Genomic DNA, 26,051 nt, shown 5'->3' with positions numbered 1-26,051 from the left:
CAATTTTTTGTAATTGTATAAAACCTTGCACCAATTAAATTACGTAACTATTACAAATAACCATACCAGCATAATAGTTTTCTGAACCATGGCCAGCACGCTTACAATCACAAAAAACAATAGCTTTTACCAGGATATCGTTTTGAATATCCTATCAAAAATGGATAAGGGAACCCTTTACCTTACTTTGCCCGATGGCGGGCAAATGGTTCTGGGCAACGGCACGGGTAATGTTACTGCAAGCGTTACCATAAACCACAGCGAATTTTATAAACGCCTTATTTTATTCGGCGACATTGGCTTTGGCGAGGCTTATGTTGACGGGCTTTGGGATACCGATAACATTACTAATGTAATTAAATGGTTCCTGCTGAATATTGAAAATACACCGGGCCTTTCGGGCAGCAAAGTTCAAACGTTGTCGCTTAACATCATGAAGTGGTTTAATAAAATATATCATTTTAAAAGGGCCAATACGGTTGAAGGCTCGCGAAGGAACATCTCGGAACACTACGATCTGAATAACGATTTCTTTGCCAGTTTTCTTGATCCTACCATGACTTACTCGGCTGCTTACTTTTATAAAGATGGCTTAAGCCTGGAAGAAGCACAGATAGCCAAATATGACAGGCTGTGCCGCCAGCTACATTTAAAACCAACCGATCATGTGCTTGAAATTGGCAGCGGCTGGGGCGGCAATGCCATTTACATGGCCCAAAAATATGGCTGTAAAGTAACCTCATTAACGATATCTGAAGAGCAGCACAAATTGGCCGTTGAGCGTGTTGAGGCAGCCGGTTTAAGCGATAGGGTAAGCATCCTGGTAAAAGATTACCGCCAGATGCATGGCACTTTTGACAAGATAGTATCTGTTGAAATGCTGGAAGCCGTAGGCTTTAACTATATGGATGTTTACTTCCAAAAATGCCATGAGCTGTTAAAGAGAGATGGCATCCTGGCTATCCAGGTAATAACCTCGCCCGATTCACGCTACAAAGCCCTGCGTAAGGGGGTTGATTGGATTCAGAAACATATTTTTCCCGGTTCGCTGCTGCCATCGGTAGGCGCCATCAACCAATCTATTAACCGCACCGGCGATATGACGATGGTTGATTTGAAAGATATCGGGCTGGATTATGCAAAAACCCTAAAATTATGGCACGAAGCCTTTAACGCCAACCTGCCTAAAGTAAGATCATTGGGCTTCGACGATAAATTTATCCGCAAATGGAATTATTACCTGTGCTATTGCGAAGCCGCCTTTGAAATGCGCAACATCAACGTGATGCATTTGGTTTATACACGGCCTAATAATATTGGGAGGTAGTGTTTGGGTGAATGTTGATTGAGTTGATTGGGTGAGTGGTTTTTCAAATCTCCTCAAGAGCGCATGCGCCGCAACAGTGACGCGGCGCGAGGGCGTTATTCCGGCGATAAGAAATCAATGCCTACGCTTCATTACATTTTCAAATCCTCAAATTTTCAAATTCCCTCATCCACTCACCTTCTGCTCCCTGAACCGGCTAAAAAATACAATAGCCAGCAGGCAAAGCACCGCACCGCAAATACCGTTAAGGCGCAGGCCGTAATCATGGCCCGGATCTTTACCATATACGGTTAAAAAAGCAAACAGGGCTATACCCAGTGTTTGGCCTAATTTTACAAACAGGTATTTAACAGCAAAAAACATCCCTTCGCGGTTTTCGCCCGTACGCAGGGCCTCGCTTTGGGCAATCTCGGCAAGTATTGCATTCGGGAGGATGCCTAATGATGCCAGCGGAAAAGACGCGCTTAAAACCAGGATATAAATTTGTACCTGCGGCGCAAACGGGAATTTACCCAGGAAAAATATCGCTACAAAAATGAGGCTCAACAGGCCAAAAGAAAAAAGCACGATTATTTTTTTACCGATTTTTTTAGACAGGAAATTAACAATGGGATAAAACACCAGCGAAAACAACACCATCGATCCCATTAAAACCCCGCCCATTGATTCGGGCAGGTTAAGCAGTACGGTTAAAAAATATAACAAGCCACTTGATATGATACTGAGCGACATGTAGTACGAAAAATCGGATATGAGGTAGTACTTGAAATTTCGGTTTTCAAACGTTTTTCTGATAGCCGGAATCAGCCGTAAATGGGTTGGCTTGCTGCTGGAGTATTTTTTTTCATCGATACTTAAAACGGGCACCAGCATGATTAACCCGGCAAAGCCGCACAAGCCCCAGATGGTATACTGTACAGCCGAATTGCGGTCGAAAATGTGGAAGCTATGCTGCACCAGGTCGGCAAAATTATTTACCATGGCCGATATGATAATGCCGATAACAAAACCCACCTGTTGAAACGAGGAGAGCTTTACTTTTTCGGCTGCGGTATCGGCCATTTCCGGCAATAGCGCGTTATAAGGGATAATGTAGCTGGTGGCAGCCATAAAAAAGCAAACAAGGGTAAACGTGATCCAGGCCGCATTTTTCATGCTTTCCAATCGGGTTACCGGGTGAAAAGTAAGCGCGCAAAAAACAACCGCCGGCAAAATAGCCCATTTCATGAAAGGGATACGCCGCCCTCGCGGGTTTTCGCTTTTGTCGCTCAATGAACCTATAAAGGGATCAAAAACAGCATCAACAAACCTGCCTGAGGCTACGATGATTGACATGATATTGAGCACGCCAAACACCAGCAGCTGCGGCACCAGCGGAATTAAGCCCGAGTTGGATGGCGGCAGGTAAAAGTAAGGCAGCATCACGATAATGATATTAGTCATCACGCTCCAGCCTATCATCCCGCAGGCATAAGCAAGTTGTTTTGAAAGTGGAAGTTTAGCTGCCGGCATGTATTGCAATATGCAAATATTAACTCAATGCCGCAAAGGTGAGAGGCGAAAGGTAAAAGGCGAAAGGTAGCTTCGGCGGCCGCCGGGCAGGTAAAAGGTAAAAGGCGAAAGGTAAAAGGCAGCTGCGGCTGACGGGGATAAGCTACCGGAGAAAGGTTATTTGAGGGGTAAAGGCGAATCATTCACCCTTTCCCCTTTAACCTTTCCCCTTTTACCTTTGACCTTTTACCTTTCCCCTTTTTAAAGTCCCGAGTAATAATCATAGCCTTGCTCGGCCCAGTAATCGGGCGGGCGGTTATCGCTAAAAGTCATGGTGCCTATGCGTTTCAGGTTTTTGATGCCGTATTTAACCGGGATAATGAGCCTTAAGGGCGCGCCGTGTTTTGGCGGCAGCGGCTGTTCATTTACCTCGTAAGCCAGCAAGGTTTGCGGGTGCATGGCGCTTGGCATATCAATACCTACATAATACACTTTATCGGGCGTTGCCAGGCCTACGTATTGTAATTTTACCTGGTCGTCTAATTTAAAATGGCTTATAAAATCGCTGAATTTTACGCCGCCCCAATGCGATATCTGGTCCCAGCCTTCCACGCATTTAAAATCATAAACAATATCTGTTTTTGGCAGGGCTTTAATGTCATCAATAGAGATGCTCAGCACCTCGCCCGATTGCTTTTTTACTTGCAAACGCCATGCCGCTGCCTCTATTTTTCCGTCGTTACCAATGTCTTCATTATGGCGTACATTTTTTGCAGCCATTTCTTTAGGATAAGTTTTTACCAGGTTATTATTGCTGAATACCCTGCGGAAGGCAAGTTCGGTTTTGTTTAAGGCGCGGCGTAAAGGAGCCCGTGCCCCGGCGGTTACGGTTGCCGTTTCCTCGGGCGAATTATAAAGCCATTTCCAGCCACCATAGGCGGCCCCGGCAGCTATAAAAAAGGTGCCAAATGATATAAAAGTACGACGGCTGATCTTTTGCTCAACCGTAAGAGTTTTTTTAGGGCCTTTATTTTTTTTATTGAACGGGGTTTTCATCTGTAGTTAGGGTTGGGGTTTCGGTAATAGGTTCAGGATCTTTTACGGTGATAACTTCAAATCCGGATATCACCGAACGGAAATTATTCCAGCCGGCAAGTATCACCTGTACAATATGGATCAGGAAGAAAAATACATAGCCAATGGTTAAAGCAAAGTGAAGGATGCGCGCAAAATGATATCCGCCACAAAACCAGGTTAAATAATAAAACTGCACCGGCTTGTAAATAGCCAGCCCGGTTATCAGCGAGCCAAAACCCATTACAATAATTGCGGTATAGGCTATGCGCTGGGCCGCGTTGTATTTATTTTGAGGCGGTGCCATTTTACGGATGTGCAAATCATGCAGCAACACCAGCCAGGCTTCTTTAAACGATTTTTTTTGCGGTACCAGTTCGCGCCATTCGCCCGATATGATGGTGTACAATACGTAAACCAGGCCGTTAATTGCAAAAGCCCACATAAACAGGAAATGGAAAGCCATCCCCTCAGATAACCGGTGGGTTATGTTAAAGGCATGGTAAAACCCCTGGGGAAAAAAACTAAAAAAGGTATGCCCAAACAGCGTGATGCTGTACTCATCATTGGCCCAGTAAATAAGCATCCCGCTCCAGATCATAATTGTAAGGATGGGGAAATTCACCCAATGCGTCCACCGCATGGCCAGCGGGTGTTTTTCTTTTATTATTTTCATTTAGTGTTGGTTTGGTGTTTGACTTGGAAAATTAAAGCGTTGAATGTTCAAAAGAGCGCCGGCTTGTGCGATTCCTTCCTTGGGGAAGGAGGAGGTAGGGGTTAAATCAGGCATTCAAGCACCATTCAGCTTGTCGCTCGTATAACCCCTCCCTGCCTTTGCGCTCATTGTCAGCCGCACCCCTCCCATTGGGAGGGAATTAAAAAAACTTTCTGAAATTCCTTGTTTGTAATCCACACCCGTTTGTGAACAACAAAGCTTTCTCTTTTATTATTTACTTACACCGGTATCAAAGCCCGATTTTGCCGCGGCCAATATGGCGCCAGTGCCGTTGTTTTGTACAAAGCCAATAACCTCGTAACTGGCGGCGTTAAAACCATTGGGCAAAGCAATATTTGCTGCGCCGGTGCCAGCTGTGTTTAATACCACGCTTTGTAGGTTACGTACTATTTGCACATGCGATAGTGTGCGGCCGCCGTTTTCGCCGCGCTGCACTTTGGTTTGCCCGTTTTTTTGCACCAGGGCCAATAGTAATGTGGTGTTCTTGCCTGCACCTTCGGCCTTGTACTGCACGGCAATATGGCCTGCGGTATTCTGCGCGTTAAGAGTTAGCCCACCCGCCGGGGCGGCGCGTAAGCCGGCGGTAATAGCATTACGCAAAGTACCCTCTTCTGATCCTACAAATTCCTTATGCCCGTTAACTACTACTTGTGGCGTATAAACCGATTGCAGGTTTAGCCAGTTAGCATATTGGTTTTGGCGTTTCGAATAATCAGCACTGCTAAAAGGGTCTTTCCAGCCCAGGCGGTTCCAGTAATCAACATGGAAAGCCAGAATGTAAACCGGTTTGTCAACGTCTTCTTTCTGTACCCGAGCCACCAGCTCATCGGCCGGCGGGCAGCTGGAGCAACCCTCGGATGTAAAAAGCTCAATTACCGCAAATCCGTTGCCTGTAATTTTGGGATAACTTTTTTTTGCCCCGCTACTATGGATAGTAAATGCTGTTGTTGCCAAAACTGCTATTGAAAGGCCGGCAGCAACGGCCAATATTTTAAATCGTTTCATAATTTTTATCAGTTTGATATACGTTTTTATGGCTTAGTCGGCTTGTTTGGGATATCCTTACAAAAAATAATTTTTTATTCGGCAGGCCCGGTAACAGGCAAATAAATGCGTAATTAAAATATAATCAACAGGATATACGTAAATTTAAGCAATTATAAACCGGTTTTGGGCAAGTAAAAAAAGCAATATTTTATTGTAAGGATTGGACGGCATAAACGACTAACAGAATAAAGGTTTTATGAAAATACTATTTAATGGCTGCTGATAACCAACTTTTAAACCCCAGGCTTTGGGTTGAAACTCATGCCGATTATTTGTATGGCTATACGCTGTCGCGATTGAACGATGAAGAAATGGCTAAAGACCTGGTGCAGGAAACTTTTTTGGCGGCTTTACAAAGGGCCGATAAGTTTGAAGGCAAAAGCTCCGAACGTACCTGGCTAACAGCTATCCTTAAAAATAAGATCATTGATGTTTACCGGAAAAAATCATCGGGCTTAAAAAACACCGATGTTAAACAGGCCGAAGAGGAGCAGCAGGATTTTTTTGACGAAGACAACGGGCATTGGAACAAGGCCTACCAGCCAAAGCCTTTTGGTATTGAAGACCATGACCCGCTGGCAGGCAAGGAGTTTAACAGCATATTACAAAAGTGCATGCAAAAACTACCCGCTCTTTGGATGGCTATTTTTACCATGAAACATATTGATGATGCCACTACAGATATTATTTGCAGCGAGCTTAAAGTTACACAGGCCAACTTTTGGGTAATTATTCACAGGGCCAAGCTTAACCTGAGGGCTTGCCTGCAAAAAAACTGGGTTTAAAAAAAGAGCAACATGAGTCCACTAAAACATATTATATACAATTGCAGGCAGGCTACATTTTTGATTGAAAAAAAGCAATACAAAAAATTAAGCTTCCGCGAATTTATCGAACTGCGCATCCACCTGGCGGGATGCTCGGTTTGTACATTGTATAACAAGCAAAGCCGTGTTATTAACCAAATGGTGCAGCAACTTTTTCATGACTCGATGAAAACCGAAGGAGCGCATCTTGACGATGGTTTTAAAAAAGAGCTGCAACACCGCATTGATGAGGAATTAAATAAAAATTAAAATATTTTGTAAGGTATCATTAAGCCGCCCGACTAAGGTTGAAATGTTAGTATAAAACAACATGAAAACTAAAAATCAAAGTATGAAAACAATTATTTCAGGCGCATTGGCAGCAACAGTAGTTGCACTATGTTTAACCCTTAACGTGCAGGCTAAATCATTAACACCCGCAAATTTAAAAGTATCGGTTACCGCAGTAAGCGATACCGGAAAAATGGCCAAGGGCAAAATGAAAATGGCTAAAATGGAAAAGAAAAAAATGGCCAAAATGGAAAAAGGGAAGATGGATAAAATGAAAAAAGACACAGCCGGTAAAATGTAACCTGGTTTTTGGTTTGTTGATCGTTTAGAGGGAGGTGATGCTCCCTCTTCTTTTTTAATCCTATTTTATAATGCTTAATTAATTCAATGATGAAAAAATACATTTTAATTTTAGTGCTTGCTTTTACAGGCTTACAGCTTTGCGCGCAAACAGGGCTTAGCAAAGGGGACAATGCCCCCGTTTTTAGTACTACCGATAATGCAGGTAAGTCCGTTGATTTGAAGACATTATTAAGGGCGCATAAATCTGTGGTGCTGTTTTTTTACCGTGGCGAATGGTGCCCTTATTGCAATAAGCACATTGCCCAGTTGCAGGACTCTTTACAACTACTGAGTGCAAAGGGGGCCTACGTAATTGCGGTAACTCCCGAAACTAAGGAAGGCATTGATAAAACTATCCGGAAAACACATGCGTCATTTTCGATAGTGCAGGATAAGGGGTATACCATTATGAAAGATTATAAGGTAAACTATGTACTTGATGATGCTACTGTAGCTAAATACAAGGGCTTTGGCCTTGACCTGAATGCAAGCAATGGCAATACCGACCATGTACTGCCGGTGCCGGCCACTTATGTAATTAATCAATCAGGGAAAATTACTTTTGTACATTTTAATAAGGATTATACCAGGCGGGCATCAATAAGCGATATTATGCGGGCTTTGTAATGGCAGTGCGTTGGATTGTCCGGTCATGTCGTCGGGAAGCTAAAAGCATCAAACGAAACCTTGTTTTATTGGCTGCCCCAGGTAAATGATCCAGGTACCGAAGGAACTTTATTGGCCAACAGGCGCAAATACTTGGATGCACCTGAATTACGCGCTCAGTTTAGTGTTAACCATGATAAAATATAAAATATTGATTATCAAATATTTGCAAAAGTTTGATATAAAATGTGTTAAGTTATGTTAACCATGTTTTGGCGTGTGTTCAGGTATAATCGGGGAGTCTTGTTTAAATTTTCAATAAGGCTCCCTATATTTACCAAACCATGAAAAAACTACTACTAATTGCATTACTATATAGCACGGCTGCCTTTGCCCAGGAAAAGATTAACCAAACACAAAAGTTCAGCATTACCGGGCAGGTTGTAAAAGAATCGGTTGTTACCATTGATTCCATTATGCAATACAAGGTGCAGGATATTGGCGAAATGAACGTGACCAACCACTTAGGTGAGTTTAAACACAAGGACGACCAGCTAAAAGGCGTTTTACTGAAAGATATTTTAAGCCACACGGCATTTAAAACCAGCAGCCCCAAGCTGCTAAGTACTTTTTATTTTATTTGCCAGGGTAACGATGGCTACAAAGTGGTTTACTCCTGGAACGAGCTATACAATACCGAGGTAGGTAATCATGTTTTTGTGCTGACAGAAAAAAATGGTATAAAAGCCGATAAAATGCCCGAAAGCCTGCAAATGAGCTCGGCTGCTGATTTTAAAACCGGCCGGAGGTATTTGCACAACCTGGATAAGATCATTGTAAAACAAGCCGAATAACGCCCATGTTTGGCCGGATAAACCACACCAACTATCACCAGATTTGTGATGAACTTGCTTTAGCCGATCCTGATCTGGCTGATATCATTAGCGCATACGGCTATCCGCCGCTTTGGTCGCGGCCCAACACGTTCGAAACCCTGGTGCACATTATCCTGGAGCAACAGGTTTCGCTGGCCTCGGCGCTATCCGCATTGAACAAAATACGTGAGCGGGTACAGGAGGTCACACCGGCGAGGGTGTTGTTACTTACCGACGAGGAATTTAAAAGCTGTTACTTTAGCCGGCAAAAAACCAGCTATACCAAATACCTGGCCGAGGCTATCATCAGCGGCCAGATGGATTTAGCAGCCCTTAAACAATTACCTGATGATGTTGTCCGCACCAAACTTACCGCCCTGAAAGGCATCGGCAACTGGACAGCGGATGTTTACCTGATGTTTGTACTACAACATGCCAACATATTCCCCATTGGCGACCTGGCCGCTGTGAATGCCTTAAAGCGGGTGAAAAAATTACCAAAAGATACCAGCAGGGAAGAAGTGCTTGCCGTAGCAGAGCAGTGGGCGCCCTATAAAACCGTGGCGAGTATGTTGTTGTGGCATTATTATTTGTCGGCAGCCGCCCGGCCCCCTAAAGGAGGAGTTTTTTGAAAGCTATAAAGGCTTTATGCAAATGAGTTCCCCCTTCAGGGGGGTTAGGGGGTTAAAACTCCAGCTCCAGTAACACTGGGCAATGATCTGAGTGTTTGGCTTCGGGTAAAATAGCAGCTCGTTTGATGTTGGCTTCCAGTTCTGTACTGGCCATGGCGTAATCAATGCGCCAGCCTAAGTTTTTGCCGCGTGCGCCGGCCCTGAAACTCCACCATGTATAGTTATGGGGCTCTTTATTCACATGGCGAAAGGTATCTATAAAACCTCCTTCTATAAATTTCTCCATCCATTCGCGCTCTTCGGGTAAAAAGCCGGATGAGTTGGCGTTTGATTTTGGGTTGTGGATATCAATGGGGCGATGGCAAATGTTATAATCGCCGCAAACCACCAGGTTAGGGATTTCTGATTTTAAGAGCGTCAAATACCGGCCAAATTCATCCAGGAAACGGTATTTAAAAACCTGCCGTTCATCGCCGCTTGAGCCGGAAGGGAAGTAAGCGCTCATGACCGATACCTCGTCAAAATCAACCCGGATACAACGGCCCTCGCGGTCAAAATCGGGGATGCCGCAGCCATATTCAACATGCTTGGGCAGTTGTTTGGTAAATATTGCAGTACCACTGTACCCTTTTTTTTCGGCCGGGAACCAGTAGTGTTGATAGCCCATCTGGTCAACCAGCCCCAGATCAGTTAGTACATCGGGCGTAGCCTTAATTTCCTGAAGGCAAACTACATCGGCATCAGTAGCCTGTAGCCAGGCCAGCCAGTTCTTGCTTATTGCCGACCGGATACCGTTAACGTTATAAGTGATTATTTTCATGCCCCCTAACCCCCTGAAGGGGGAATTTTTGATTTAAATGATTGGAAAATACTTTTTGCAATATTAGTTATATCCGCAATGTTTTGATACCATTTATCAAATATTGTAAGATACTATTTAATCACTCCCCCTTCAGGGGGCCGGGGGGCTCAGCAGTTTATCCAGTTGTTTACACTCTTTTTTACTTAGTACATCTACTTTCATTGGGATATCGGTAAGCGGGCGGTCCCTTTCATCTTTTTTTACCGCGGCAATATGGTCAACCATATCAAAACCGCTTACAACCTCGCCGTAAACGGTATAACTATGATCAAGCTGGGCTGTACCGCCAACTGTTTTATAATATTCGCGCTGCCAGGCAGGTATTTTATAACCTTTTAGCCGTCCGTTTTCCAGCGAATCCATTTTGGCATCGCTAAGGCGCTTGCCTTCCACAATATAAAACTGGCAACCGCTTGATGCTTTTTTGGGGTTGTCATCGCGGGCGGCCGCCAGCACCCCGCGTTTGTGAAACAGGCTGTCCCTGAATTCGGCCGGGATAGTGTAGCCAACATCGCCATTGCCCAATTCGGCACCGGGTTTGGCTTTGGCCGGGTCTTTCGAATCGGGGTCGCCGCCCTGGATCATAAAATTCTGTATCACCCGGTGAAACAATATGCCATTGTAAAAACCTTTTTTGGCCAGTTTGATAAAATTATCGCGGTGCAAAGGGGTCTCGTTATACAGTCGGATAATCACGCTCCCGTAGGTGGTGCTGATGCGCACGTACTGGTTTTTGGGAGGCTTTGCAAAGGCAATGGCAGTGATGAATAAGAGTAAAGTTAGGGTAAGGATTTTTTTCATATATCGTCTGAAATCAGAATTTTTTGCATGTTGTTTTTTGGTGGCGCTCAAGAGTGCTACGCAGTTTTCCGAATTTAAGAATTAGCAGAATATCTGAAAAGCCAGAATTTTTCACTTGGTGTTTGTTTTCAAATGTGTTCAAAAGGGCTGCGCCGTTCGTCGAATTTAGGAATTTTCAGAATAATAATCTCGCTCTCCAAATCAACCATTCACCACCCTATATCACCCCAAGCTCTTCAAAATAAGTGATGATTAATGATTTTATGAGCATTTCCTGCTCCAGCATGGTATAATTAGGAATAACTTTAACAAGTTTCCAGTGTGGCCAGCCATCCTGGTCAAGGCCTTCCAGCTCGTAAAAACCCATCATGCTCATGAGTTTGCAGTTGGCAATATGCATCAGTTCTTCTTTTTGGCGTTTGCTGAATTTGCGCGGCCCCTGGCCAAGTTCCTGAACGCCAATTAAAAACAATAGTACTTTTATATCGGGTTTCTCGTTATCAAAATCTTCGGCAATACGGTTTTGCAACGCACTCCACTTAATATTAATTTCTGCCGGTTTCATATTGGCAAAGGTACGTTCATTTTTCGTTCATTGGTTCATTTGTTCATTGGTCTCTTCTGGCTGAATTGCGTTGATGCGCCGGTTTATTTGTCTTTTCTGATAATCGTATGACTTAATTTTAGGCAATTAGTCAACCATAGACCAATGAACCAGTGAACTAACGATATTGTTACAATGTTGCATTAAATTGCTCGTTTAAATGCTTACTTTTGCTTTATCCTACAAAAAGGGTGTTGACGTGAAGAAAAACAAAGTAAATATTATTTACTCGTGGTTGTTACTGGTTTGCTTTATTGCAGGGCAGTACATGGTTTATACACACCAGCACCATGTATTAAAGGGTTTTTCAAAATCGGTATCTATATCCAATACCCATCCACAACAAACGGTTAAAGAAAAATGCGATATGTGTGATGCTATGCACCACAATTGCGCGGTAATTGACAATGCTTTATATACAACGCACCAAACAGCGGTGATGCATGTTTTTAAGGCCTGCAACTATGATTTTGTAAGTTTTTCGCTGGTACTGGCTGCCGGTCGAGCTCCGCCGGTGCTTTCGTAACAATTCCACCCTGTTATCATTTTTTATTAAGAACCCCGTTTTATAAGCGGTATTTATTGATTTACACCCCATTCTTGTTATGAAATTAAAGCTGATTAGCTTCTATATATTATTATTTGTAGGTTTTGGCGCGCAGGCGCATATTGCTTCACTTGTTCTTAAGAGCCCGCCCCCCGAAGATGTTATAGGAACATTATCCGGCACTATTACCGATAAGGCCGATGGCAAACCCATTATTGGCGCCACTATTACCATCCCCGATTTACGTAAAGGGGCCGTTACCGATGCCGACGGTAAGTATACGTTTAACAATATCCCAAAAGGTATTTACCTTGTGCAGGTAAGCTATATTGGTTACCTCACCATTAACCAACGCGTTGATTTTTCGAAAACCAAGGTGTATGATGTAAAAATGCAAACATCATCTGTTGAGGCCGGCGAGGTTGTTATCACCGGCGTGAGCAAGGCTACCGAAATAAAGCGCAGCCCAGTGCCTATGCTGGCTGTTGGCAAGGCTTATTTAGAGCAGCGTGCGGCATCGGGCAATATTATTGACCAGATAGCCACACTGCCAGGTGTAAGTGCCGTTACAACGGGGCCAAACGTATCCAAACCCTTTATTCATGGCCTGGGCTATAACCGGGTAATTACGCTGATGGACGGCATACGCCAGGAAGGCCAGCAATGGGGAGATGAACACGGAATTGAGGTTGACCAAAACTCGGTTGACCGGGTGGAGGTAATAAAAGGCCCGGCCAGTTTAACTTATGGCTCGGATGCCATTGGCGGGGTGGTGAATTTGATTTCGCCGCCACCCGTTCCAGAAGGCACTATTGCAGGTTCGGTACAGGGAATTTATGGTACCAATCAGGGTTTGTTGAACGGGTCGTTCCGCTTGCAGGGCAATCAAAACGGCCTGGTGTGGGGAACTGTTGTATCGGCCAAAGAGGGCAAAAATTACCAAAATCAGCATGATGGCCGGGTTTATGGTACCAACTATAAAGAAAAGGACGCCCGTGTAATGGTGGGTTTAAATAAATCATGGGGTACATCGTACCTGAACGCCTCGGTATTTGACGACGAGCAATCCATCCCCGACGGCAGCCGCGATTCATTAACCCGCCAGTTTACCCGCCAGATAACCGAGGATGATGCCTTCCGGCCTATTGTTCCCCAATCTGTGCTAAACAGTTATGCAATTCCTACCCTGCACCAGCATGTGCAGCTTTATCGCATTTACAACAACAGCAACTTTAGGCTGGGCGATGGTAACCTGATTGTAAACCTGGGCTACCAATACAGCCACAGGCGCGAGTATACCCACCCCGAGGCTGGTGATGTTGCCGGGCTTAACCTGCATTTAACTACTTATACCTATGATGTTAAATACAACTTTAACTTGGGTAACGATTATGAAACTACGTTGGGCATCAACGGGCAATATCAAAACAATACCATTGGCGATGCCACCGATTTTCCTATCCCTGCATATCACCAGTTTGATATAGGGCCTTTCTTTGTAGTAAAGAAAAGCTACGGCAAGCTTGACCTGTCGGCAGGAGCAAGGTTTGATAACCGGTCATTCAGCAGCAGCGCCGCTTATGTGGATACTTTGGGCGCGAATGGCTTTCCACAGTTATATACCGGCGCAAATCCAACATCCACGCCAAATGTAACTACACAGTTTGACGCTTTTAGCAAAACGTTCCGGGGTTTTTCGGGCAGTTTTGGCGCTACTTACAATGTGTCTGATGCGTTTTTGGTAAAGGCTAATATTTCACGTGGTTTCCGGGCACCAAGTATTGCGGAAATATCGGCCAACGGACCAGATCCGGGCTCACAGATTTACCATATCGGCGATAAAAACTTCAAACCGGAGTTTAGCTTACAGGAAGATATAGGCACCTTTTTAACACTGCCCAATGTAACGGCCAGTATTGAATTGTTTAATAACGATATCTCCAATTACATTTACCAGCAACAGCTATTAAACCCGGATGGCAGCCCGGTTTATACCCAGGGTTATACTACTTTTACCTATGTACAAAGCAAGGCCCGTATTTATGGCGGCGAGGTAAATGTAGATTTGCACCCTATTTCGTGGCTTCACTTTGAAAATGCCATGAGCCTGACTTATGGCGAAAACAAAGGCAATGGAGGCTCCGTTGCTGATAGTTTGAAATATCTGCCATTTATCCCGCCGCTGCATACCCACACTGAACTGCGCGGGACCTTCAATGGCGGTTTTGACAATTTCAAAAACCTGTATGTATTTGTCGGGTTCGACCATTACAGCGCCCAAAACCGTTTCTTTGCAGCTTATGGAACAGAAACCTATACGCCTGGCTATAACTTGCTAAGCGCCGGTTTTGGCGGCAATATTGTAAACAAAGCGGGCCAGCCAGTAATTAAATTATTTATTGAGGGCACCAACCTGGCCAATGTTAATTATCAATCAAACATGAGCAGGCTAAAGTATTTTGATAATTCAACCGTACCGGCAGGCGTCCGCCCGGGTATTTTTAATATGGGACGTAACATCAGCTTTAAAGTGGTTGTTCCGTTTGGGTTTAATACGGGGAAGAAATCGTAAGGTAGTTTTAAACCCGTAAGGCATTTATAAAACAAAGGCGAACTATGCGGGTAAACCCGAGGTAGTTCGCCTTTATTGATTAAGCTTGCTGCAGGCCTCGTGGCAGCAGCTATTAATCCTGCGTAACCGGCCGATGGTGTTCATGACAAGCTTCGGCACAAACCAGGCAGGCCTGGGCACATCGTTTACAATGATCGTGTTTATGTTTACCACATTCGGCTGCGCAACGGCGGCAAATCTATTCGCGCAGCACTAGGTACTGATGAGCTATTAACAAGTCCCGCTGTAATAGGCGTGCACCCCGGGCGCAAATATCGGCACAGTCACGGTCGAGCCGGATTCAATCTGCCATCATTTGCACATCGTCTTCACTTAAACGCGCTGTTGCACAGTTTTCGCATGCTGCTACGCAATTCAACAACCGTTGAATAATTGCGCTGTGATCGTGATTTTCCATATCGGTATTTGTTATAGTGCTTAATAACAATCCCTATAGTTGGTAAATGTTTTGAAGCATTTAAAATGCCCCGGAAAAGCCACGCAAAGCTTAGCCGATGAGCCCTAAAACAAAACAGGCTCCCTCGTTACCGAAGCAGCCTGTTTTTATAGTGTTTGAATTTTTATTATTGTTGATCTGGCTCGTCAGATGGAGTGCCAACAATTTTGTAAATGGTATCGCCATTGTTGTTTTTGCTTTCCTGATAGTAAAAACCATCGGGAGAAACAAACAACTTTTCGCCATTAATCTTGATCTTGCGGCAGTCATCTGGCAACTGTGTTACAATATCGCCAATTTGCGGGCCTTGCTGTACATCGCCGTTGCCACCATTATCGGTATTTAACTCACCGTCTTTACCGGCAATCACATAAACCTGGGTGCCGTCATCTTTTGTGTAAGGCTGATAGTACACGCCGTTTGATTCATAATATTGCTCGCCATTAATCATGATAGATTTTGCATCTGACGGCAGGTTTTTAACCTCGGCGCCAACAGGAGGCTCAACTACAGTATACTGATCATTATATTGACGGTAGTATAAACCATCGCTATAATAGTACTGGTAATCGCCATACCAGAACGGATAGTATCCGTAAGGCAGGAAGCCTATGCTAAAGCCGATACGTGGATAATAATATGAATTATAGTAGTTGTGGTATGGGTAATAAACATGGCTGCCAAAATAACCACCGCGGCCGCCGTAACGATATCCACCTGTGTAAACTCTTTGGCCATAACCGGCACCGCCGCCATAGTAATTACCACGGCCGCCATTGTAGGCGCGCCTGTCAAGGCTGTTATAGCTGCGTGTGCCGCTGTATACACGTTGACCTGCGCCGTTAACGCTGCTGCGTTGAGGAGCAATGGCCACGTTATTTGATCTGTTGCCGTAACCATAGTTGCCGCGTTGCGGTGCAATTGCCTGGCTGCCACGGTTAACACTGCCGTTTCCGCTAAAGCCACGTGAAGGCTGTGCTACAGAAACGCCCTGATTGCCACCACCGCCATTATACGATGGGCGCGCAACTCCTATGCTACCACCACCACCAGAAGGACGTGAAACGCTAACGCTGCTACCGCCACCACCGCCGGATGAACGGGAACCGCCGCCTCCGCCACCACCGCCGGATGATCTTTGGCCGCCGCCACCGCCGCCACCACGTTGGGCGTTGGCAGTAAATGCTAAAGACAAGCTTAACAAGCCAACTAAAGCGAATGAAAATAAATTTTTATATGTCCTTTTCATGATTGAAAGATTTTTAACTGTTCGGCAGATTTCTCTGCCTTGTATAAATATATAGACTAAAAAATGTTTAAACGGTTTAATTGATGTTTAATATTATTTTATATAACAATGCAAAAAACGCACCAATAAAAAAATTACCTACACAACAACCTCAAAATCGCCTTTTTATTGCTTTGTGCTTACTAATTTAAAGCCTCGGCAATCACTAAAAATGGCTCTTCAAATTGTAGGCTGAAAAACCCATCTGCAATAGTTTGATAGTAGTTTTCGCCATTGTCCTTCAAGCCATTATATCTAAGCGCTTTTGTTTTCGACAATAATTCAATTTGCTCGCCTGCTGGTTTCCACTTGCTGAATCCCGACGTTACCGGATAAATTTTTTGCCGGGCATTAAAAATAACCAGGTTAATTTTATCGGCGTAAGGCAAAAAATCGTTCAGCTCCAGGTCGTCGGCTATCACATTAACCGCGGGATAATTATTAACGGTAAGGAACTTTAGCGCTGCCTGTGTTATATTGTTGTTTCCGGCAGCAATCAACTTTACATCAGACTGGGCCGTAGCCGCTCCGTCATCATCGGTAATAATCCAATCTATCTTAATGCCAAAACTGTTCAGCTTTTCGGCGGTGTCGGGTGTTGTTATCACCGTCGGACTCCATTCCAATAATTGCCCCAGCAGTTCCTCCTCAAAATTATCTATCCCCAATACAAGTAAAGCAGGCTCCTGTTTCTCGCGAACGATATGATGCGACGACATTTGATAAAGTTAAGGCGAATAAATGAATATTGGATGAAAAGAAACAGGCCCGAAATGTTAAATTATTTGATTTAACATTTCGGGCCTGTTAAAAAGGTTATTTGCCTAGGTTATCGGGCTGGAAATCCAGCGATATCGAGTTCATGCAAAAGCGTTTGCCGGTAGGCGGTGGGCCGTCGTCAAAAATATGGCCCAGGTGCGAATCGCAACGGGCGCAAATCACTTCGGTACGCTGCATACCTACGGAATTATCTTCTTTATAAATTACGCTGTTTTTACGCACGGCCTGGTAAAAACTGGGCCAGCCACAATTACTGGCAAACTTGGCATCCGACCGGAAAAGCTCATTACCGCAAACGGCGCAATAGTAAGTACCCCTGGCGTTTTTGTCCCAATATTGGCCTGTAAAGGGCCTCTCTGTAGCCTGTTCACGCGCCGTGGCATATAACGCAGGCGACAGGATCTTTTTCCACTCCGCATCGCTTACTGCTAAATGTTTGGTATCGGTATTGGAGTAATAGGGGTTATTCTCGTGTCCTTTGTTTGATTTTAGATGCTGGGCGTTAGCGCCACATGCTGTGCCGGTTAAAATGGCTAATACTATTAATGCTAATCTCATTTTTTTAATTTTCCTTTAAATACACTCCTGAATTTTTCCAGCTCGGGCTGTATCACATATTTGCAATAAGGCTGTTCGCCATTTTGGTTAAAATAGTTTTGATGATAATCTTCGGCTTTGTAAAATACCGTATAGGGATTTACCTGGGTAACTATTTTATTGGGATAAACCTTTTCGGCATTCAGCTTATTGATATAATACTCGGCCTTTTGCTTTTGGGCCGCATTGTGATAAAATATAGCCGACCGGTATTGTGTACCTACATCATTACCCTGCCGGTTAAGCTGTGTTGGGTCATGTGCTACAAAAAACGCGGCTAACAATGCATCATAAGTTACTTTAGCCGGATCATAAATAATGTTACAGGTTTCGGCATGGCCGGTTGTGCCGGTGCAAACCAGTTTATAGCTGGGGTTGGCCACGTGGCCGCCGGCAAACCCGGATACAACTTTTACAACCCCCTCAATCTGTTGAAACTTGGCCTCGGTACACCAGAAACAACCGGTGGCAAAAGTGGCGGTATCAAGTTTTGGAGCGTTTGAATTATTGGGATTGATGACCGGTTTGGCAAACGCAGATGCCCCGGTAATGATGAATAGCAGTACTTGAAATGTTATTTTTTTCATGTTTTAATCGATCGGTGCAGCTTTTGTTTTTGCTGCTAATGTTACTAACGTAAAAAACAGATGTTTGGTAACCATGTAGTCGGGATTTCGGGGATATCCTTACAGATTTTTACTCAAAGGTGATAATTTGTTAGCAAAGCCAGATGCATATACAAATTTACAATAACGAAATAATGACACCTTAATTTATCAGATTTCAATTGATACGCCCTTATTTATTATGTAAGAGAAGGCAATTCATTTGCAACCACTATTTTTAGTAAATGCACTTCCTGGTCTACTTATGAAGGAGTGCATAATTTTAATCCAGGATCCATAATTATCGCGGATTGGTCAATTGTAACTTTAGCAACTCGTCATTTAAATAGCGAAAATCCGGCCTCAATAAAACATCCTGCACCATACATGCATCCCTGATAATGCCGAGTTTTGCCTGGGTATCGTTGCTTTGTTCGCTGCTCAAATTAAGTAAGTCGTCCAGTAAACAACCAAAAGCCCTTACCTCAAGCCGTTCAAGTGCTGGGGCTAAGTCGCTGTTGTTTTTGTTATAAAAACAAGCAGCTCCAAAATCGCCAAACAGGGTGTTTGCATCATCATCAACCAGGGTGTTATGGGCGTACATATCGCTGTGCATTATGCCCCTGTCATGTAGCTGGAGCGCAACGGATGCAATTGTAGCGGCAATTTTGACTATTTGTAGGGTTGTGAGCGACAGGCCTTCTTTAAAAACATCCCGGGTGCAGCTTTGTAAGCTGGGGGGTAGGCCAAGGTTATAAAAAGAGGGGGGAATTAAGCCCATTACAAGGCCTTTTTTATCTTCGGGATGTGCTGTTATTTGCCCGATGAGCTGTACCAACCCGGGGTGAGCACCGGCGGCAACACAAGTATTCATTTCATCCTCTGGCGAACCATCGCTCGTAACAGCGCCTTTAAATATTTTTATGGCTACTTCCGGCGTTTCTGTCACATTGCGCCAGGTGGCTTTGTGTATAACACCTGACGCACCCTCGCCAAGGTGCTCATTCAAATCCAGGTCGTCCCAATGGATAAGATCAAGTGATTGTGCCGAAGGGATTGCGCAAAAAGGGTTTCCCGAAAATGCCAGCCAGGAAAGCCTGGGCATATGTAACAGCCACAGCGGCAATTCGCTTAGCCTATTGGCTGAAATTCGCAGCAGCTCCAGGTTGCTGCAATTGCTAAGCTCCTGCGGTAACGTGGTCAATTGGTTACCGGCAAGCATCAGTTTTTGCATCTTTTTGCAGTTGCCAATCGTGGCGGGTAAATCCGCAATCCTGTTGTTGGTAAGTATTAGCCAGCGCAGGTTGGGATTAAGCGATTTTGAAGGAACAGTAGCAATTTGGTTTGCTTTAAAGCCAGCAATATCAAGCAATGGACAGTCGGCCAGAACTTCGGGTAAAACGGTAAACGGATTTTCTGAACAAAAAAAGATTTTCAGCTTTTTCAGTCTGCCAAAGTCTGTAGGTAGTGCGCTGAGGTTGTTATAGGATAGGTCAAGCCTTTCTAAAGTATCTGCCAGTTCAAATATTTCTTCCGGGAAATGTGAGAGTCCCTCGGCAAGCGTAAGCGAAGTAGCGCCTTTTAGTTCGCCGTTTTGTAATTGTACTAAAGTTTGCATGACAGGGTTTCCTTAAAACAGCCCCTCAATGATATTGGCGGCAGATAAACCCTCCGCTTCGGCGTGGTAACTACGTACAATACGGTGGGTTAAAATGGGTTTGGCAACGGCTTGTACGTCCTCAATATCGGGCGAATATTTTCCGTTGATAACAGCATGGCATTTTGCTCCGAGTATCAAAAATTGTGATGCCCGCGGGCCGGCTCCCCATGTTAATAACCGGTTTACCTGCGGCGTGGCAAACGGGGTATTAGGGCGTGTTTTTGATACCAGCTTTACCGCATATTCCATCACATTATCGGTAACCGGAATGTTGCGTACCAGTTGCTGAAAATAAATGATTTGCTCTGCGTTCAGTATTTTTTTAACATCAGCCTTTAAGGTGCTGGTGGTGTTTTTAACAACCTGCAATTCCTCTTGAAACGAGGGGTAGTTTAAAGTTACGTTGAACATAAACCTGTCCAGTTGTGCTTCGGGCAGGGGGTAGGTACCTTCTTGTTCAATAGGGTTTTGGGTGGCTAACACAAAAAACGGCTGGGCCAGTTTATGGGTAATCCCGGCGGCCGTAACCGCTTTTTCCTGCATAGCCTCTAATAAGGCGGCCTGCGTTTTTGGCGGGGTACGGTTTATCTCATCGGCCAGGATAATGTTGCTGAAAACAGGGCCGGGTATAAATTTAAAATTACGGTCCTCGCCTAAAATTTCAGACCCTATGATGTCAGATGGCATCAAATCGGGTGTAAATTGGATGCGTTTAAAATCGAGGTCTAATACCTGCGATACGGTTTGCACCAATAGTGTTTTGGCCAAACCGGGTACGCCTACCAGTAAACAATGGCCGTTGCTGAAAATAGATATCAGCACAAACTTAACAACCTCATCCTGCCCGATTATTACTTTGCCAATTTCGGCACGTATTTGCTGGTAGGCCAGCTTTAAAGCATCTGCGGCTTCAACATCAGAGCGGTGTGGCATAGGTTGTATATTATTTAGCTTGGGCAGTTGTTGTTACGGGCGGTGTTAACCACTTCTTTAATATGTCGCAAGTTTGGTATTCAGGGTCAATTTTGATGAACGTTTGTTTACGGCGTTTATCAAACCATTGGTTTACTACCCTTGTGTTTTTATCCTGGTAAGCAAAATCTTTCAGCTTAGGAAAATCCTGCGCCAGGTTGGCCTTGTGGGCATCGGTTGCCGATTTAAGGAATAGTATTTTATAACTCTTTTTACCATCGGCACCGGTGAATACATCGGGTTTAGATATGCTGCCAACTTTCATGGTATCAACAACCAGGGCAACTTTAGGGTCAAGCTTATCGGTAGGGATAAAGGTTGTACGGGTTTGTACGTTTTCGGCGTTCAGCATCATACCTCCGTTAAATTTGGTTTCTTTATCGTCTGAGTAAAAATTCGCGGCGGCAGAAAAATCAAGGTCTTTTTTATGCGCAATCATAAGCGTATAAATACTATCGGCTTTTGCCTTGGCCCTATCCAAACTGGCCTGGGTTGTAGCCGGCGCTATCAGGATATGCCTTACGTGTACCTGCTCGCCACGGCGCTCAATAACCTGTAAAAAGTGAAAACCAAAGTCTGTTTCAAATACAGGCGAAATCTCCCCGGCTTTAAGCTTAAAGGCATTGGCTGTAAATTCTTTTACAAATGTGGTACGATCGGCAAAGCCAAGATCGCCACCTTCAACTGCCGATTGCGGATCTTGTGAGTACAAACGTGCTAAAGTTCCAAAGTCCTCGCCCTTTTTTACGCGGGCAAGCAGTTCTTCGGCTTTTTCTTTATATAGCTGTTTTTCTTCTTTACTTAGTTTGGGCTGAAAAACAATTTCGCCAACCTCAACCTCTTTGTTGAATGAAGGCAAGCTATCCTTAGGCATTTTGTTAAAATAATCTTTAACATCCTGCGGGGTAACATTTAGCTTTTCAGTTATTTTTTGCTGCATTCTTTGAGCAATCATCTGCTCTTTCATGTCCGGGCGAATCTCGTCCTTATATTGAATTATCGACCGGCCTAAAAAGGCTTCCAGTTTGTCCTGACCACCTGCACGCTGCATCATTTCGCGCATACGGCGGTCAACACTGGCGTCAATGTCATCATCCTTTACATCAATACTATCAATAATCGCCTGTTGTGCCAATAGTTTTTGTGTTAATAACGATTGCAGTATCTGGCATTTTACAGACGGATTTGGCTGCATACCCTCAACCAGGTAACGGGCGTATGATAGTTCAATATCCGACAATAAAATAGGGCTGTTACCAACAATTGCGGCAATTTTATCTAATGTTTTTCCTGGTGTTCTGGCAGTGTTGGTATCTGGTTTGGCTGCTGTAGCGTCTAAAGTAACTTGTGCCTTTGCAACTGATATTATGGAGATAAACCCTAAAACTAATAACCCTAACTTTCTCATGTAATGCTTTATGTACTAAATAAAACGGAAATAACAATTCCGTTAAAACTTCAAATTTCGGTAAAATTTATTAATTATAGCGGCACAATTAAATTGAATAAAAAAACAGAGTATTAAGTCGGTAGTCGTCAGTTTAAAGTCAGAGGTCGAAACGCCTCTTTTTTTTGACTTAAAACTTAGTACTTCGGGCTTCAGACTAAGTACATGCTATAATTGTGCTAATATGGTTATAATGCTTCAAACGGTTTAACTACTTTTGGTTAAAATTTGTTAAAGTGAAAGTTGAAAACCCGGTTGCCCTGCGCTTTATTTTACAGGATGAGCTTTATTTGCTCAAAGCAGATAAGGCGATGTACGAAAACCTTGCAATAGCCCAGCCCGAAATTGAAAATATTACGCCCGCTGTAACCGTAGTTGTCTCGCCCCCGCCAATTACCAAACAACCGGAACCAACGGCCCAACCTCCCGCACTGGAAGTTAAAACGCCTGAAGTAAGTTTTAATTATTTAGGTAAAAACTTAAAACGCTTTTTGGTACTGGTATACTATCCCGAAATGGAATTTATTGACGACGCCCACTTGGCCGCACTTACCAATATTATTAAGCGGAAGGATTTAAGTATAGACGATGTTGCCATTTTAAACATTGCCCGGCATGCCGGCGTACAATATAATGAACTGGCTAGTTTTTTTAAACCCACCAGGCTGTTGGTGCTGGGTAAAAATGCAATGCCACAAGGCATCGCACCCCTGGCGTTAAATGCCCCCAGGGCTTTAGGAGATATTACAGGCTTATACAGTTTTGCATTCGGCGAAATGATGGATAACGTAGAACACAAGAAAGCTTTTTGGGAACAAATGAAAACACTATAATTTGAGGATTTGAAAATGGGGACATCCTGATAAAAATATCATCTTCAAATTTTCAAACCCTCAAATTTTCAAATAGATTCAATATGACGGAATTAGTATTCGCCACAAATAATCGCCACAAGCTCGAAGAAGTAGAAGCAAAACTTCAGGGTAAAATTAAACTGCTTACCCTTAACGATATTGGCTGCTATGATGATATTGAAGAAACCGGCACTACTTTTAAAGCAAATGCTTCAATTAAAAGCCAATACATATATAATAGGTATAAACTGAATTGTTTTGGCGATGATAGCGGCCTTGAAATAGATGCCCTGAATGGCGAACCGGGCGTTTATTCGGCCAGGTACGCCGGCGAGCACGGTAACCATGCCGCCAATATTAAACATGTACTGGATAAATTAAAGGACGAAACTAACCGTAAAGCGCGGTTCCGAACCGTAATATCATTAATATGGAACGGCGAAGAATGTTTTTTTGAAGGAACAGTTGAAGGAACTATCCGCACGACACCAAGCGGAACAGACGGCTTTGGATACGACCCAATATTTGAACCCCTTGGTTATGCTATAACGTTTGCCGAAATGACCATGGACGAAAAAAACCAGATAAGCCACCGGGCAAAAGCCATGGAAAAACTCATTGCTTTTTTAAGCAATGCTTAAAAAGAACAATCTCAGTTAATTTTCGTAACCTTAATGGAACACTATGCGTAAAATAGTGCTATAAGGAATATACCTATGAATCTTATTAATAAAATCAGCCGCTCGTTATTTTCAAAGGATACCGACCACCGTTTTGCCAAAAGCCTTAAAAATGTTAAAGAAGCCGACCTGGTTGTAGCATCTATTAACCGGCGGTTATTCGAACTTGAAAGGGAATTAAAATCAGAAGTGGTTAAATACAGTTAAGTTTTTGGCAGGGTTTGTGCTTACTATGCATTAAATAACTTCTGTCATGAAAAACTTATTAAAAACCCCGGTAGCAATACTATCCCTTATCTTTTTATTTGCGGCCTGTTCAACTCCGCAAAATGCAACTACAACTAACGTATCCCGCGGTAAATTCACCGGCACCTGGACATTGAATAATGTAAGTTACCAGGGCCTTGTGCAAGGCGCCGTTCAAAATGTGTTTGACCAGGCAGCCCCCGAAGCATTTGTTGGCAGCACCTGGAAATTAACCAATAGCGGCAACGGCGTTTACACTTTAAGCAATGGCACAGCTCAAACTATTTTCTGGTCGGTTTATAACGGCGGTACAACTGGGACCCAATTCCAGTTTAAGAAAATTTACCAGGGAGATAAACCTAAAAACGTAGCCGAAGGCTACCGTTTGGATATTGCCAGCAACGATGGCAACACTATGGTACTTAAATCGCCTGTTGATGTAGGTGGTAGTACCGGGTATATTATTTATTCATTCACTAAAAACTAGGCGAAAGGGTAAAGGAGAAAGGTAAAAGGTTTTCCTTTTACATCAAGAGAAAAGGGTAAGTACAATTTGTAGTCGTGCTTACCCTTTTTTGTTTTTACCAATGGGCTCCTTTCGCCTTTTACCTTTCGCCCTTATCCTTTCACCTCAAAACTATTCCGCTGCTGTAAATTTCAAACAAACCGGATTGCCAATTTCTATCTTAATGCCTGTTTGGGTTAGCTTACCTGTATTTTGGTCTATTTTAAATACAAACATGCTATCGCTGCCCTGGTTGGCTACCACCAGGTAATTGCCCGATGGGTCGATGGCAAAATCGCGCGGGTTTTTACCATAGGTTGATTGGCGCGATACAAACGTAAGTCCGCCAGTTTCCTGGTTAACCGCGTAACAAATAATTTCGTTGGTCTCTAAACGGTTTGACACATACAGAAAACGGCCATCTGGCGATAAGTGGATAGCTGCGGCAGCTGTTTTCCCTGTAAAGCCGTCAGGTAGTAACGTTATCACCTGTTTCTGTTTAAACTTGCCATTATCGTAATCAAACACAAATACATTCGATCCCATTTCGGTTGCCAGGTAAACATGCTTTTTATCCAAAGAATATTCCAGGTGGCGCGGGCCTTCGCCGGGAGTAACACTTACAAAAGTAGGATCGGTTAATGGTGATGCCTTACCCGCGCGATAACGATAGATGTTTATCCTATCGGTGCCCAAATCATTATAAAACAGGTATTTTTCATCGGGCGATAAAATGCTCATGTGCGCATGCGGGCCCTCCTGACGTTCCTTGTTAGGGCCTTTGCCTTCTTCGTTGCGTACAGTTTCAATGCCATTGCCTAATGAACCGTCCTTATTAACCGGCAGTACAGCAACCTGGCCGCTTGAATAGTTGGCTACAAACACATTTTTTTGTGCTTTGTCTACGGCAATATAGCATGGGTCGGCACCTAAAGACGATTGTTTGTTGATGAAATCTATTTTGCCGGTTTTGGCATCAAATGAAAATGCGCTTACCTCGCCTTTAGTAACTTCGTTTACGGCGTAAATAAATTTATTGTTTTTGCTGATAGTAAGGTACGATGGGTTGGTAACGCCATCTATCTGGCTTAAATAAGCCAGTTTGCCGCTCTGGGTATAAAAGCGGTAAACCATAATCCCCTTACTGGTACCTGTTGTATACGTACCTACAACCAGGTCAAATGATTTGGGAATTGGCTTTTTATCCTGGGCGTAATTAAACAAAGGCGATAGCATCGCTATGATCAAAAGAACTTTTTTCATGTGGGTACAAATTGATTATGGAGCGCAAGTTAACAAAATAGACAA

Annotated in this window: 29 protein-coding genes and 1 pseudogene; 14 read left to right on the top strand and 16 right to left on the bottom strand. The window is 43.8% G+C overall.

Annotated features, from left to right (window positions below):
• Positions 1-88: 88 nt before the first annotated feature.
• On the top strand, positions 89-1,327 hold the full coding sequence (locus tag AC1DV1_RS03095) for a class I SAM-dependent methyltransferase (protein WP_477355080.1): 1,239 nt from the start codon (positions 89-91) through the stop codon (positions 1,325-1,327).
• 165 nt (positions 1,328-1,492) lie between these two features.
• On the opposite strand, the gene AC1DV1_RS03090 is transcribed toward AC1DV1_RS03095, so the two are convergent.
• The 4 genes from AC1DV1_RS03090 to AC1DV1_RS03075 form a co-directional block, all read right to left on the bottom strand.
• Positions 1,493-2,839, bottom strand: a complete 1,347-nt coding sequence (locus AC1DV1_RS03090; RefSeq protein WP_477355077.1) for an MFS transporter — start codon at positions 2,837-2,839, stop codon at positions 1,493-1,495.
• Between the two features lie 240 nt (positions 2,840-3,079).
• Positions 3,080-3,874 (bottom strand): molybdopterin-dependent oxidoreductase, encoded by a 795-nt coding sequence (locus AC1DV1_RS03085; RefSeq protein WP_477355074.1) that lies wholly within the window; start codon positions 3,872-3,874, stop codon positions 3,080-3,082.
• Positions 3,855-4,568: a cytochrome b/b6 domain-containing protein gene (locus AC1DV1_RS03080; protein WP_477355070.1), complete on the bottom strand. Its 714-nt coding sequence runs from the start codon at positions 4,566-4,568 to the stop codon at positions 3,855-3,857. The genes AC1DV1_RS03085 and AC1DV1_RS03080 overlap by 20 nt, the downstream gene beginning before the upstream one ends.
• Before the next feature lie 270 nt (positions 4,569-4,838).
• Positions 4,839-5,633, bottom strand: a complete 795-nt coding sequence (locus AC1DV1_RS03075) for a DUF1223 domain-containing protein (RefSeq protein WP_477355067.1) — start codon at positions 5,631-5,633, stop codon at positions 4,839-4,841.
• 254 nt (positions 5,634-5,887) lie between these two features.
• Here AC1DV1_RS03075 and AC1DV1_RS03070 point away from each other — a divergent pair, with 254 nt between their 5' ends.
• The 6 genes from AC1DV1_RS03070 (at position 5,888) to AC1DV1_RS03045 (ending at position 9,227) form a co-directional block, all read left to right on the top strand.
• Positions 5,888-6,460: a sigma-70 family RNA polymerase sigma factor gene (locus tag AC1DV1_RS03070; RefSeq protein ID WP_477355064.1), complete on the top strand. Its 573-nt coding sequence runs from the start codon at positions 5,888-5,890 to the stop codon at positions 6,458-6,460.
• Positions 6,461-6,472: 12 nt separating this feature from the next.
• On the top strand, positions 6,473-6,751 hold the full coding sequence (locus AC1DV1_RS03065; protein ID WP_477355060.1) for a hypothetical protein: 279 nt from the start codon (positions 6,473-6,475) through the stop codon (positions 6,749-6,751).
• Between the two features lie 82 nt (positions 6,752-6,833).
• The gene (locus tag AC1DV1_RS03060) at positions 6,834-7,073 is read left to right on the top strand and encodes a hypothetical protein (protein ID WP_147054586.1); all 240 of its coding nucleotides are present in this window, start codon (positions 6,834-6,836) and stop codon (positions 7,071-7,073) included.
• A gap of 86 nt (positions 7,074-7,159) precedes the next feature.
• Complete coding sequence (locus AC1DV1_RS03055) at positions 7,160-7,741, top strand: peroxiredoxin-like family protein (protein ID WP_477355057.1); 582 nt, start codon at positions 7,160-7,162, stop codon at positions 7,739-7,741.
• A gap of 323 nt (positions 7,742-8,064) precedes the next feature.
• Positions 8,065-8,574 (top strand): hypothetical protein, encoded by a 510-nt coding sequence (locus tag AC1DV1_RS03050; RefSeq protein WP_477355054.1) that lies wholly within the window; start codon positions 8,065-8,067, stop codon positions 8,572-8,574.
• A gap of 5 nt (positions 8,575-8,579) precedes the next feature.
• Positions 8,580-9,227: a DNA-3-methyladenine glycosylase family protein gene (locus AC1DV1_RS03045; protein WP_477355051.1), complete on the top strand. Its 648-nt coding sequence runs from the start codon at positions 8,580-8,582 to the stop codon at positions 9,225-9,227.
• A 52-nt stretch (positions 9,228-9,279) separates the two neighbouring features.
• Here AC1DV1_RS03045 and AC1DV1_RS03040 read toward each other — a convergent pair whose 3' ends face one another.
• From AC1DV1_RS03040 to AC1DV1_RS03030, 3 genes are all read right to left on the bottom strand, one after another.
• A complete protein-coding gene (locus AC1DV1_RS03040) occupies positions 9,280-10,047 on the bottom strand; it encodes an exodeoxyribonuclease III (protein ID WP_090638585.1) in 768 nt (255 codons plus the stop codon).
• A gap of 132 nt (positions 10,048-10,179) precedes the next feature.
• Positions 10,180-10,890, bottom strand: coding sequence for a peptidylprolyl isomerase (locus AC1DV1_RS03035; RefSeq protein WP_477355048.1), 711 nt, complete (start codon positions 10,888-10,890; stop codon positions 10,180-10,182).
• Positions 10,891-11,107: 217 nt separating this feature from the next.
• Entirely contained in the window at positions 11,108-11,455 is a 348-nt protein-coding gene (locus tag AC1DV1_RS03030) for a hypothetical protein (RefSeq protein WP_477355045.1), read from the bottom strand.
• Between the two features lie 199 nt (positions 11,456-11,654).
• Between AC1DV1_RS03030 and AC1DV1_RS03025 the strand changes: the two genes are divergently transcribed.
• The 3 genes from AC1DV1_RS03025 to AC1DV1_RS03015 all read left to right on the top strand — a co-directional run bounded on the left by AC1DV1_RS03025 (position 11,655) and on the right by AC1DV1_RS03015 (position 14,869).
• On the top strand, positions 11,655-12,020 hold the full coding sequence (locus AC1DV1_RS03025; RefSeq protein WP_477355042.1) for a hypothetical protein: 366 nt from the start codon (positions 11,655-11,657) through the stop codon (positions 12,018-12,020).
• 79 nt (positions 12,021-12,099) lie between these two features.
• Positions 12,100-14,613, top strand: a complete 2,514-nt coding sequence (locus AC1DV1_RS03020) for a TonB-dependent receptor (RefSeq protein ID WP_477355039.1) — start codon at positions 12,100-12,102, stop codon at positions 14,611-14,613.
• A gap of 85 nt (positions 14,614-14,698) precedes the next feature.
• Positions 14,699-14,869 (top strand): hypothetical protein, encoded by a 171-nt coding sequence (locus AC1DV1_RS03015; RefSeq protein ID WP_477355036.1) that lies wholly within the window; start codon positions 14,699-14,701, stop codon positions 14,867-14,869.
• Here the strand turns inward: AC1DV1_RS03015 and AC1DV1_RS03010 are convergent.
• From AC1DV1_RS03010 to AC1DV1_RS02975, 8 genes and pseudogenes are all read right to left on the bottom strand, one after another.
• Positions 14,852-15,070: pseudogene (locus AC1DV1_RS03010) on the bottom strand (four-helix bundle copper-binding protein). The gene AC1DV1_RS03015 and the pseudogene AC1DV1_RS03010 sit on opposite strands and share 18 nt — an antisense overlap.
• Positions 15,071-15,236: 166 nt before the next feature.
• The gene (locus tag AC1DV1_RS03005; RefSeq protein ID WP_477355033.1) at positions 15,237-16,358 is read right to left on the bottom strand and encodes a DUF6515 family protein; all 1,122 of its coding nucleotides are present in this window, start codon (positions 16,356-16,358) and stop codon (positions 15,237-15,239) included.
• A gap of 182 nt (positions 16,359-16,540) precedes the next feature.
• Positions 16,541-17,116, bottom strand: coding sequence for a thiamine diphosphokinase (locus tag AC1DV1_RS03000; RefSeq protein ID WP_477355030.1), 576 nt, complete (start codon positions 17,114-17,116; stop codon positions 16,541-16,543).
• A gap of 97 nt (positions 17,117-17,213) precedes the next feature.
• The gene (gene msrB, locus AC1DV1_RS02995) at positions 17,214-17,735 is read right to left on the bottom strand and encodes a peptide-methionine (R)-S-oxide reductase MsrB (RefSeq protein ID WP_477355027.1); all 522 of its coding nucleotides are present in this window, start codon (positions 17,733-17,735) and stop codon (positions 17,214-17,216) included.
• On the bottom strand, positions 17,732-18,361 hold the full coding sequence (msrA, locus tag AC1DV1_RS02990) for a peptide-methionine (S)-S-oxide reductase MsrA (protein WP_477355023.1): 630 nt from the start codon (positions 18,359-18,361) through the stop codon (positions 17,732-17,734). Before msrA ends, msrB begins: the two co-directional genes overlap by 4 nt.
• Before the next feature lie 319 nt (positions 18,362-18,680).
• Positions 18,681-19,997 carry a leucine-rich repeat-containing protein kinase family protein gene (locus AC1DV1_RS02985; protein ID WP_477355020.1) on the bottom strand — a complete coding sequence of 439 codons (1,317 nt, stop codon included), beginning with the start codon at positions 19,995-19,997 and terminating at the stop codon, positions 18,681-18,683.
• Positions 19,998-20,009: 12 nt separating this feature from the next.
• The gene (locus tag AC1DV1_RS02980) at positions 20,010-20,972 is read right to left on the bottom strand and encodes an AAA family ATPase (protein WP_477355017.1); all 963 of its coding nucleotides are present in this window, start codon (positions 20,970-20,972) and stop codon (positions 20,010-20,012) included.
• A gap of 10 nt (positions 20,973-20,982) precedes the next feature.
• A complete protein-coding gene (locus tag AC1DV1_RS02975) occupies positions 20,983-22,419 on the bottom strand; it encodes a peptidylprolyl isomerase (protein ID WP_477355014.1) in 1,437 nt (478 codons plus the stop codon).
• A 275-nt stretch (positions 22,420-22,694) separates the two neighbouring features.
• Between AC1DV1_RS02975 and AC1DV1_RS02970 the strand changes: the two genes are divergently transcribed.
• The 4 genes from AC1DV1_RS02970 to AC1DV1_RS02955 all read left to right on the top strand — a co-directional run bounded on the left by AC1DV1_RS02970 (position 22,695) and on the right by AC1DV1_RS02955 (position 24,725).
• Entirely contained in the window at positions 22,695-23,291 is a 597-nt protein-coding gene (locus tag AC1DV1_RS02970; protein ID WP_477355011.1) for a hypothetical protein, read from the top strand.
• A gap of 83 nt (positions 23,292-23,374) precedes the next feature.
• On the top strand, positions 23,375-23,953 hold the full coding sequence (locus AC1DV1_RS02965) for a non-canonical purine NTP diphosphatase (protein WP_477355008.1): 579 nt from the start codon (positions 23,375-23,377) through the stop codon (positions 23,951-23,953).
• Positions 23,954-24,028: 75 nt separating this feature from the next.
• Positions 24,029-24,199, top strand: coding sequence for a hypothetical protein (locus AC1DV1_RS02960; protein ID WP_158642903.1), 171 nt, complete (start codon positions 24,029-24,031; stop codon positions 24,197-24,199).
• 46 nt (positions 24,200-24,245) lie between these two features.
• A complete protein-coding gene (locus AC1DV1_RS02955; RefSeq protein WP_477355005.1) occupies positions 24,246-24,725 on the top strand; it encodes a hypothetical protein in 480 nt (159 codons plus the stop codon).
• A 150-nt stretch (positions 24,726-24,875) separates the two neighbouring features.
• Here AC1DV1_RS02955 and AC1DV1_RS02950 read toward each other — a convergent pair whose 3' ends face one another.
• Complete coding sequence (locus AC1DV1_RS02950; protein ID WP_477355003.1) at positions 24,876-26,006, bottom strand: lactonase family protein; 1,131 nt, start codon at positions 26,004-26,006, stop codon at positions 24,876-24,878.
• Positions 26,007-26,051: the final 45 nt, after the last annotated feature.

The sequence above is a fragment of the Mucilaginibacter sp. P4_D1 genome, from assembly GCF_056401935.1.
Note: the sequence above shows the minus strand (reverse complement) of the source record. Positions and strands in the feature narration are given on the sequence as shown.

Excerpts from the sequence above, each read along its gene's own strand:
- AC1DV1_RS03095 (WP_477355080.1), top strand. The coding sequence starts at position 89 with ATGGCCAGCACGCTTACAATCACAAAAAACAATAGCTTTTACCAGGAT.
- AC1DV1_RS03090 (WP_477355077.1), bottom strand. The coding sequence starts at position 2,839 with ATGCCGGCAGCTAAACTTCCACTTTCAAAACAACTTGCTTATGCCTGC.
- AC1DV1_RS03085 (WP_477355074.1), bottom strand. The coding sequence starts at position 3,874 with ATGAAAACCCCGTTCAATAAAAAAAATAAAGGCCCTAAAAAAACTCTT.
- AC1DV1_RS03080 (WP_477355070.1), bottom strand. The coding sequence starts at position 4,568 with ATGAAAATAATAAAAGAAAAACACCCGCTGGCCATGCGGTGGACGCAT.
- AC1DV1_RS03075 (WP_477355067.1), bottom strand. The coding sequence starts at position 5,633 with ATGAAACGATTTAAAATATTGGCCGTTGCTGCCGGCCTTTCAATAGCA.
- AC1DV1_RS03070 (WP_477355064.1), top strand. The coding sequence starts at position 5,888 with ATGGCTGCTGATAACCAACTTTTAAACCCCAGGCTTTGGGTTGAAACT.
- AC1DV1_RS03065 (WP_477355060.1), top strand. The coding sequence starts at position 6,473 with ATGAGTCCACTAAAACATATTATATACAATTGCAGGCAGGCTACATTT.
- AC1DV1_RS03060 (WP_147054586.1), top strand. The coding sequence starts at position 6,834 with ATGAAAACAATTATTTCAGGCGCATTGGCAGCAACAGTAGTTGCACTA.
- AC1DV1_RS03055 (WP_477355057.1), top strand. The coding sequence starts at position 7,160 with ATGATGAAAAAATACATTTTAATTTTAGTGCTTGCTTTTACAGGCTTA.
- AC1DV1_RS03050 (WP_477355054.1), top strand. The coding sequence starts at position 8,065 with ATGAAAAAACTACTACTAATTGCATTACTATATAGCACGGCTGCCTTT.
- AC1DV1_RS03045 (WP_477355051.1), top strand. The coding sequence starts at position 8,580 with ATGTTTGGCCGGATAAACCACACCAACTATCACCAGATTTGTGATGAA.
- AC1DV1_RS03040 (WP_090638585.1), bottom strand. The coding sequence starts at position 10,047 with ATGAAAATAATCACTTATAACGTTAACGGTATCCGGTCGGCAATAAGC.
- AC1DV1_RS03035 (WP_477355048.1), bottom strand. The coding sequence starts at position 10,890 with ATGAAAAAAATCCTTACCCTAACTTTACTCTTATTCATCACTGCCATT.
- AC1DV1_RS03030 (WP_477355045.1), bottom strand. The coding sequence starts at position 11,455 with ATGAAACCGGCAGAAATTAATATTAAGTGGAGTGCGTTGCAAAACCGT.
- AC1DV1_RS03025 (WP_477355042.1), top strand. The coding sequence starts at position 11,655 with ATGCTTACTTTTGCTTTATCCTACAAAAAGGGTGTTGACGTGAAGAAA.
- AC1DV1_RS03020 (WP_477355039.1), top strand. The coding sequence starts at position 12,100 with ATGAAATTAAAGCTGATTAGCTTCTATATATTATTATTTGTAGGTTTT.
- AC1DV1_RS03005 (WP_477355033.1), bottom strand. The coding sequence starts at position 16,358 with ATGAAAAGGACATATAAAAATTTATTTTCATTCGCTTTAGTTGGCTTG.
- AC1DV1_RS03000 (WP_477355030.1), bottom strand. The coding sequence starts at position 17,116 with ATGTCGTCGCATCATATCGTTCGCGAGAAACAGGAGCCTGCTTTACTT.
- msrB (WP_477355027.1), bottom strand. The coding sequence starts at position 17,735 with ATGAGATTAGCATTAATAGTATTAGCCATTTTAACCGGCACAGCATGT.
- msrA (WP_477355023.1), bottom strand. The coding sequence starts at position 18,361 with ATGAAAAAAATAACATTTCAAGTACTGCTATTCATCATTACCGGGGCA.
- AC1DV1_RS02985 (WP_477355020.1), bottom strand. The coding sequence starts at position 19,997 with ATGCAAACTTTAGTACAATTACAAAACGGCGAACTAAAAGGCGCTACT.
- AC1DV1_RS02980 (WP_477355017.1), bottom strand. The coding sequence starts at position 20,972 with ATGCCACACCGCTCTGATGTTGAAGCCGCAGATGCTTTAAAGCTGGCC.
- AC1DV1_RS02975 (WP_477355014.1), bottom strand. The coding sequence starts at position 22,419 with ATGAGAAAGTTAGGGTTATTAGTTTTAGGGTTTATCTCCATAATATCA.
- AC1DV1_RS02965 (WP_477355008.1), top strand. The coding sequence starts at position 23,375 with ATGACGGAATTAGTATTCGCCACAAATAATCGCCACAAGCTCGAAGAA.
- AC1DV1_RS02960 (WP_158642903.1), top strand. The coding sequence starts at position 24,029 with ATGAATCTTATTAATAAAATCAGCCGCTCGTTATTTTCAAAGGATACC.
- AC1DV1_RS02955 (WP_477355005.1), top strand. The coding sequence starts at position 24,246 with ATGAAAAACTTATTAAAAACCCCGGTAGCAATACTATCCCTTATCTTT.
- AC1DV1_RS02950 (WP_477355003.1), bottom strand. The coding sequence starts at position 26,006 with ATGAAAAAAGTTCTTTTGATCATAGCGATGCTATCGCCTTTGTTTAAT.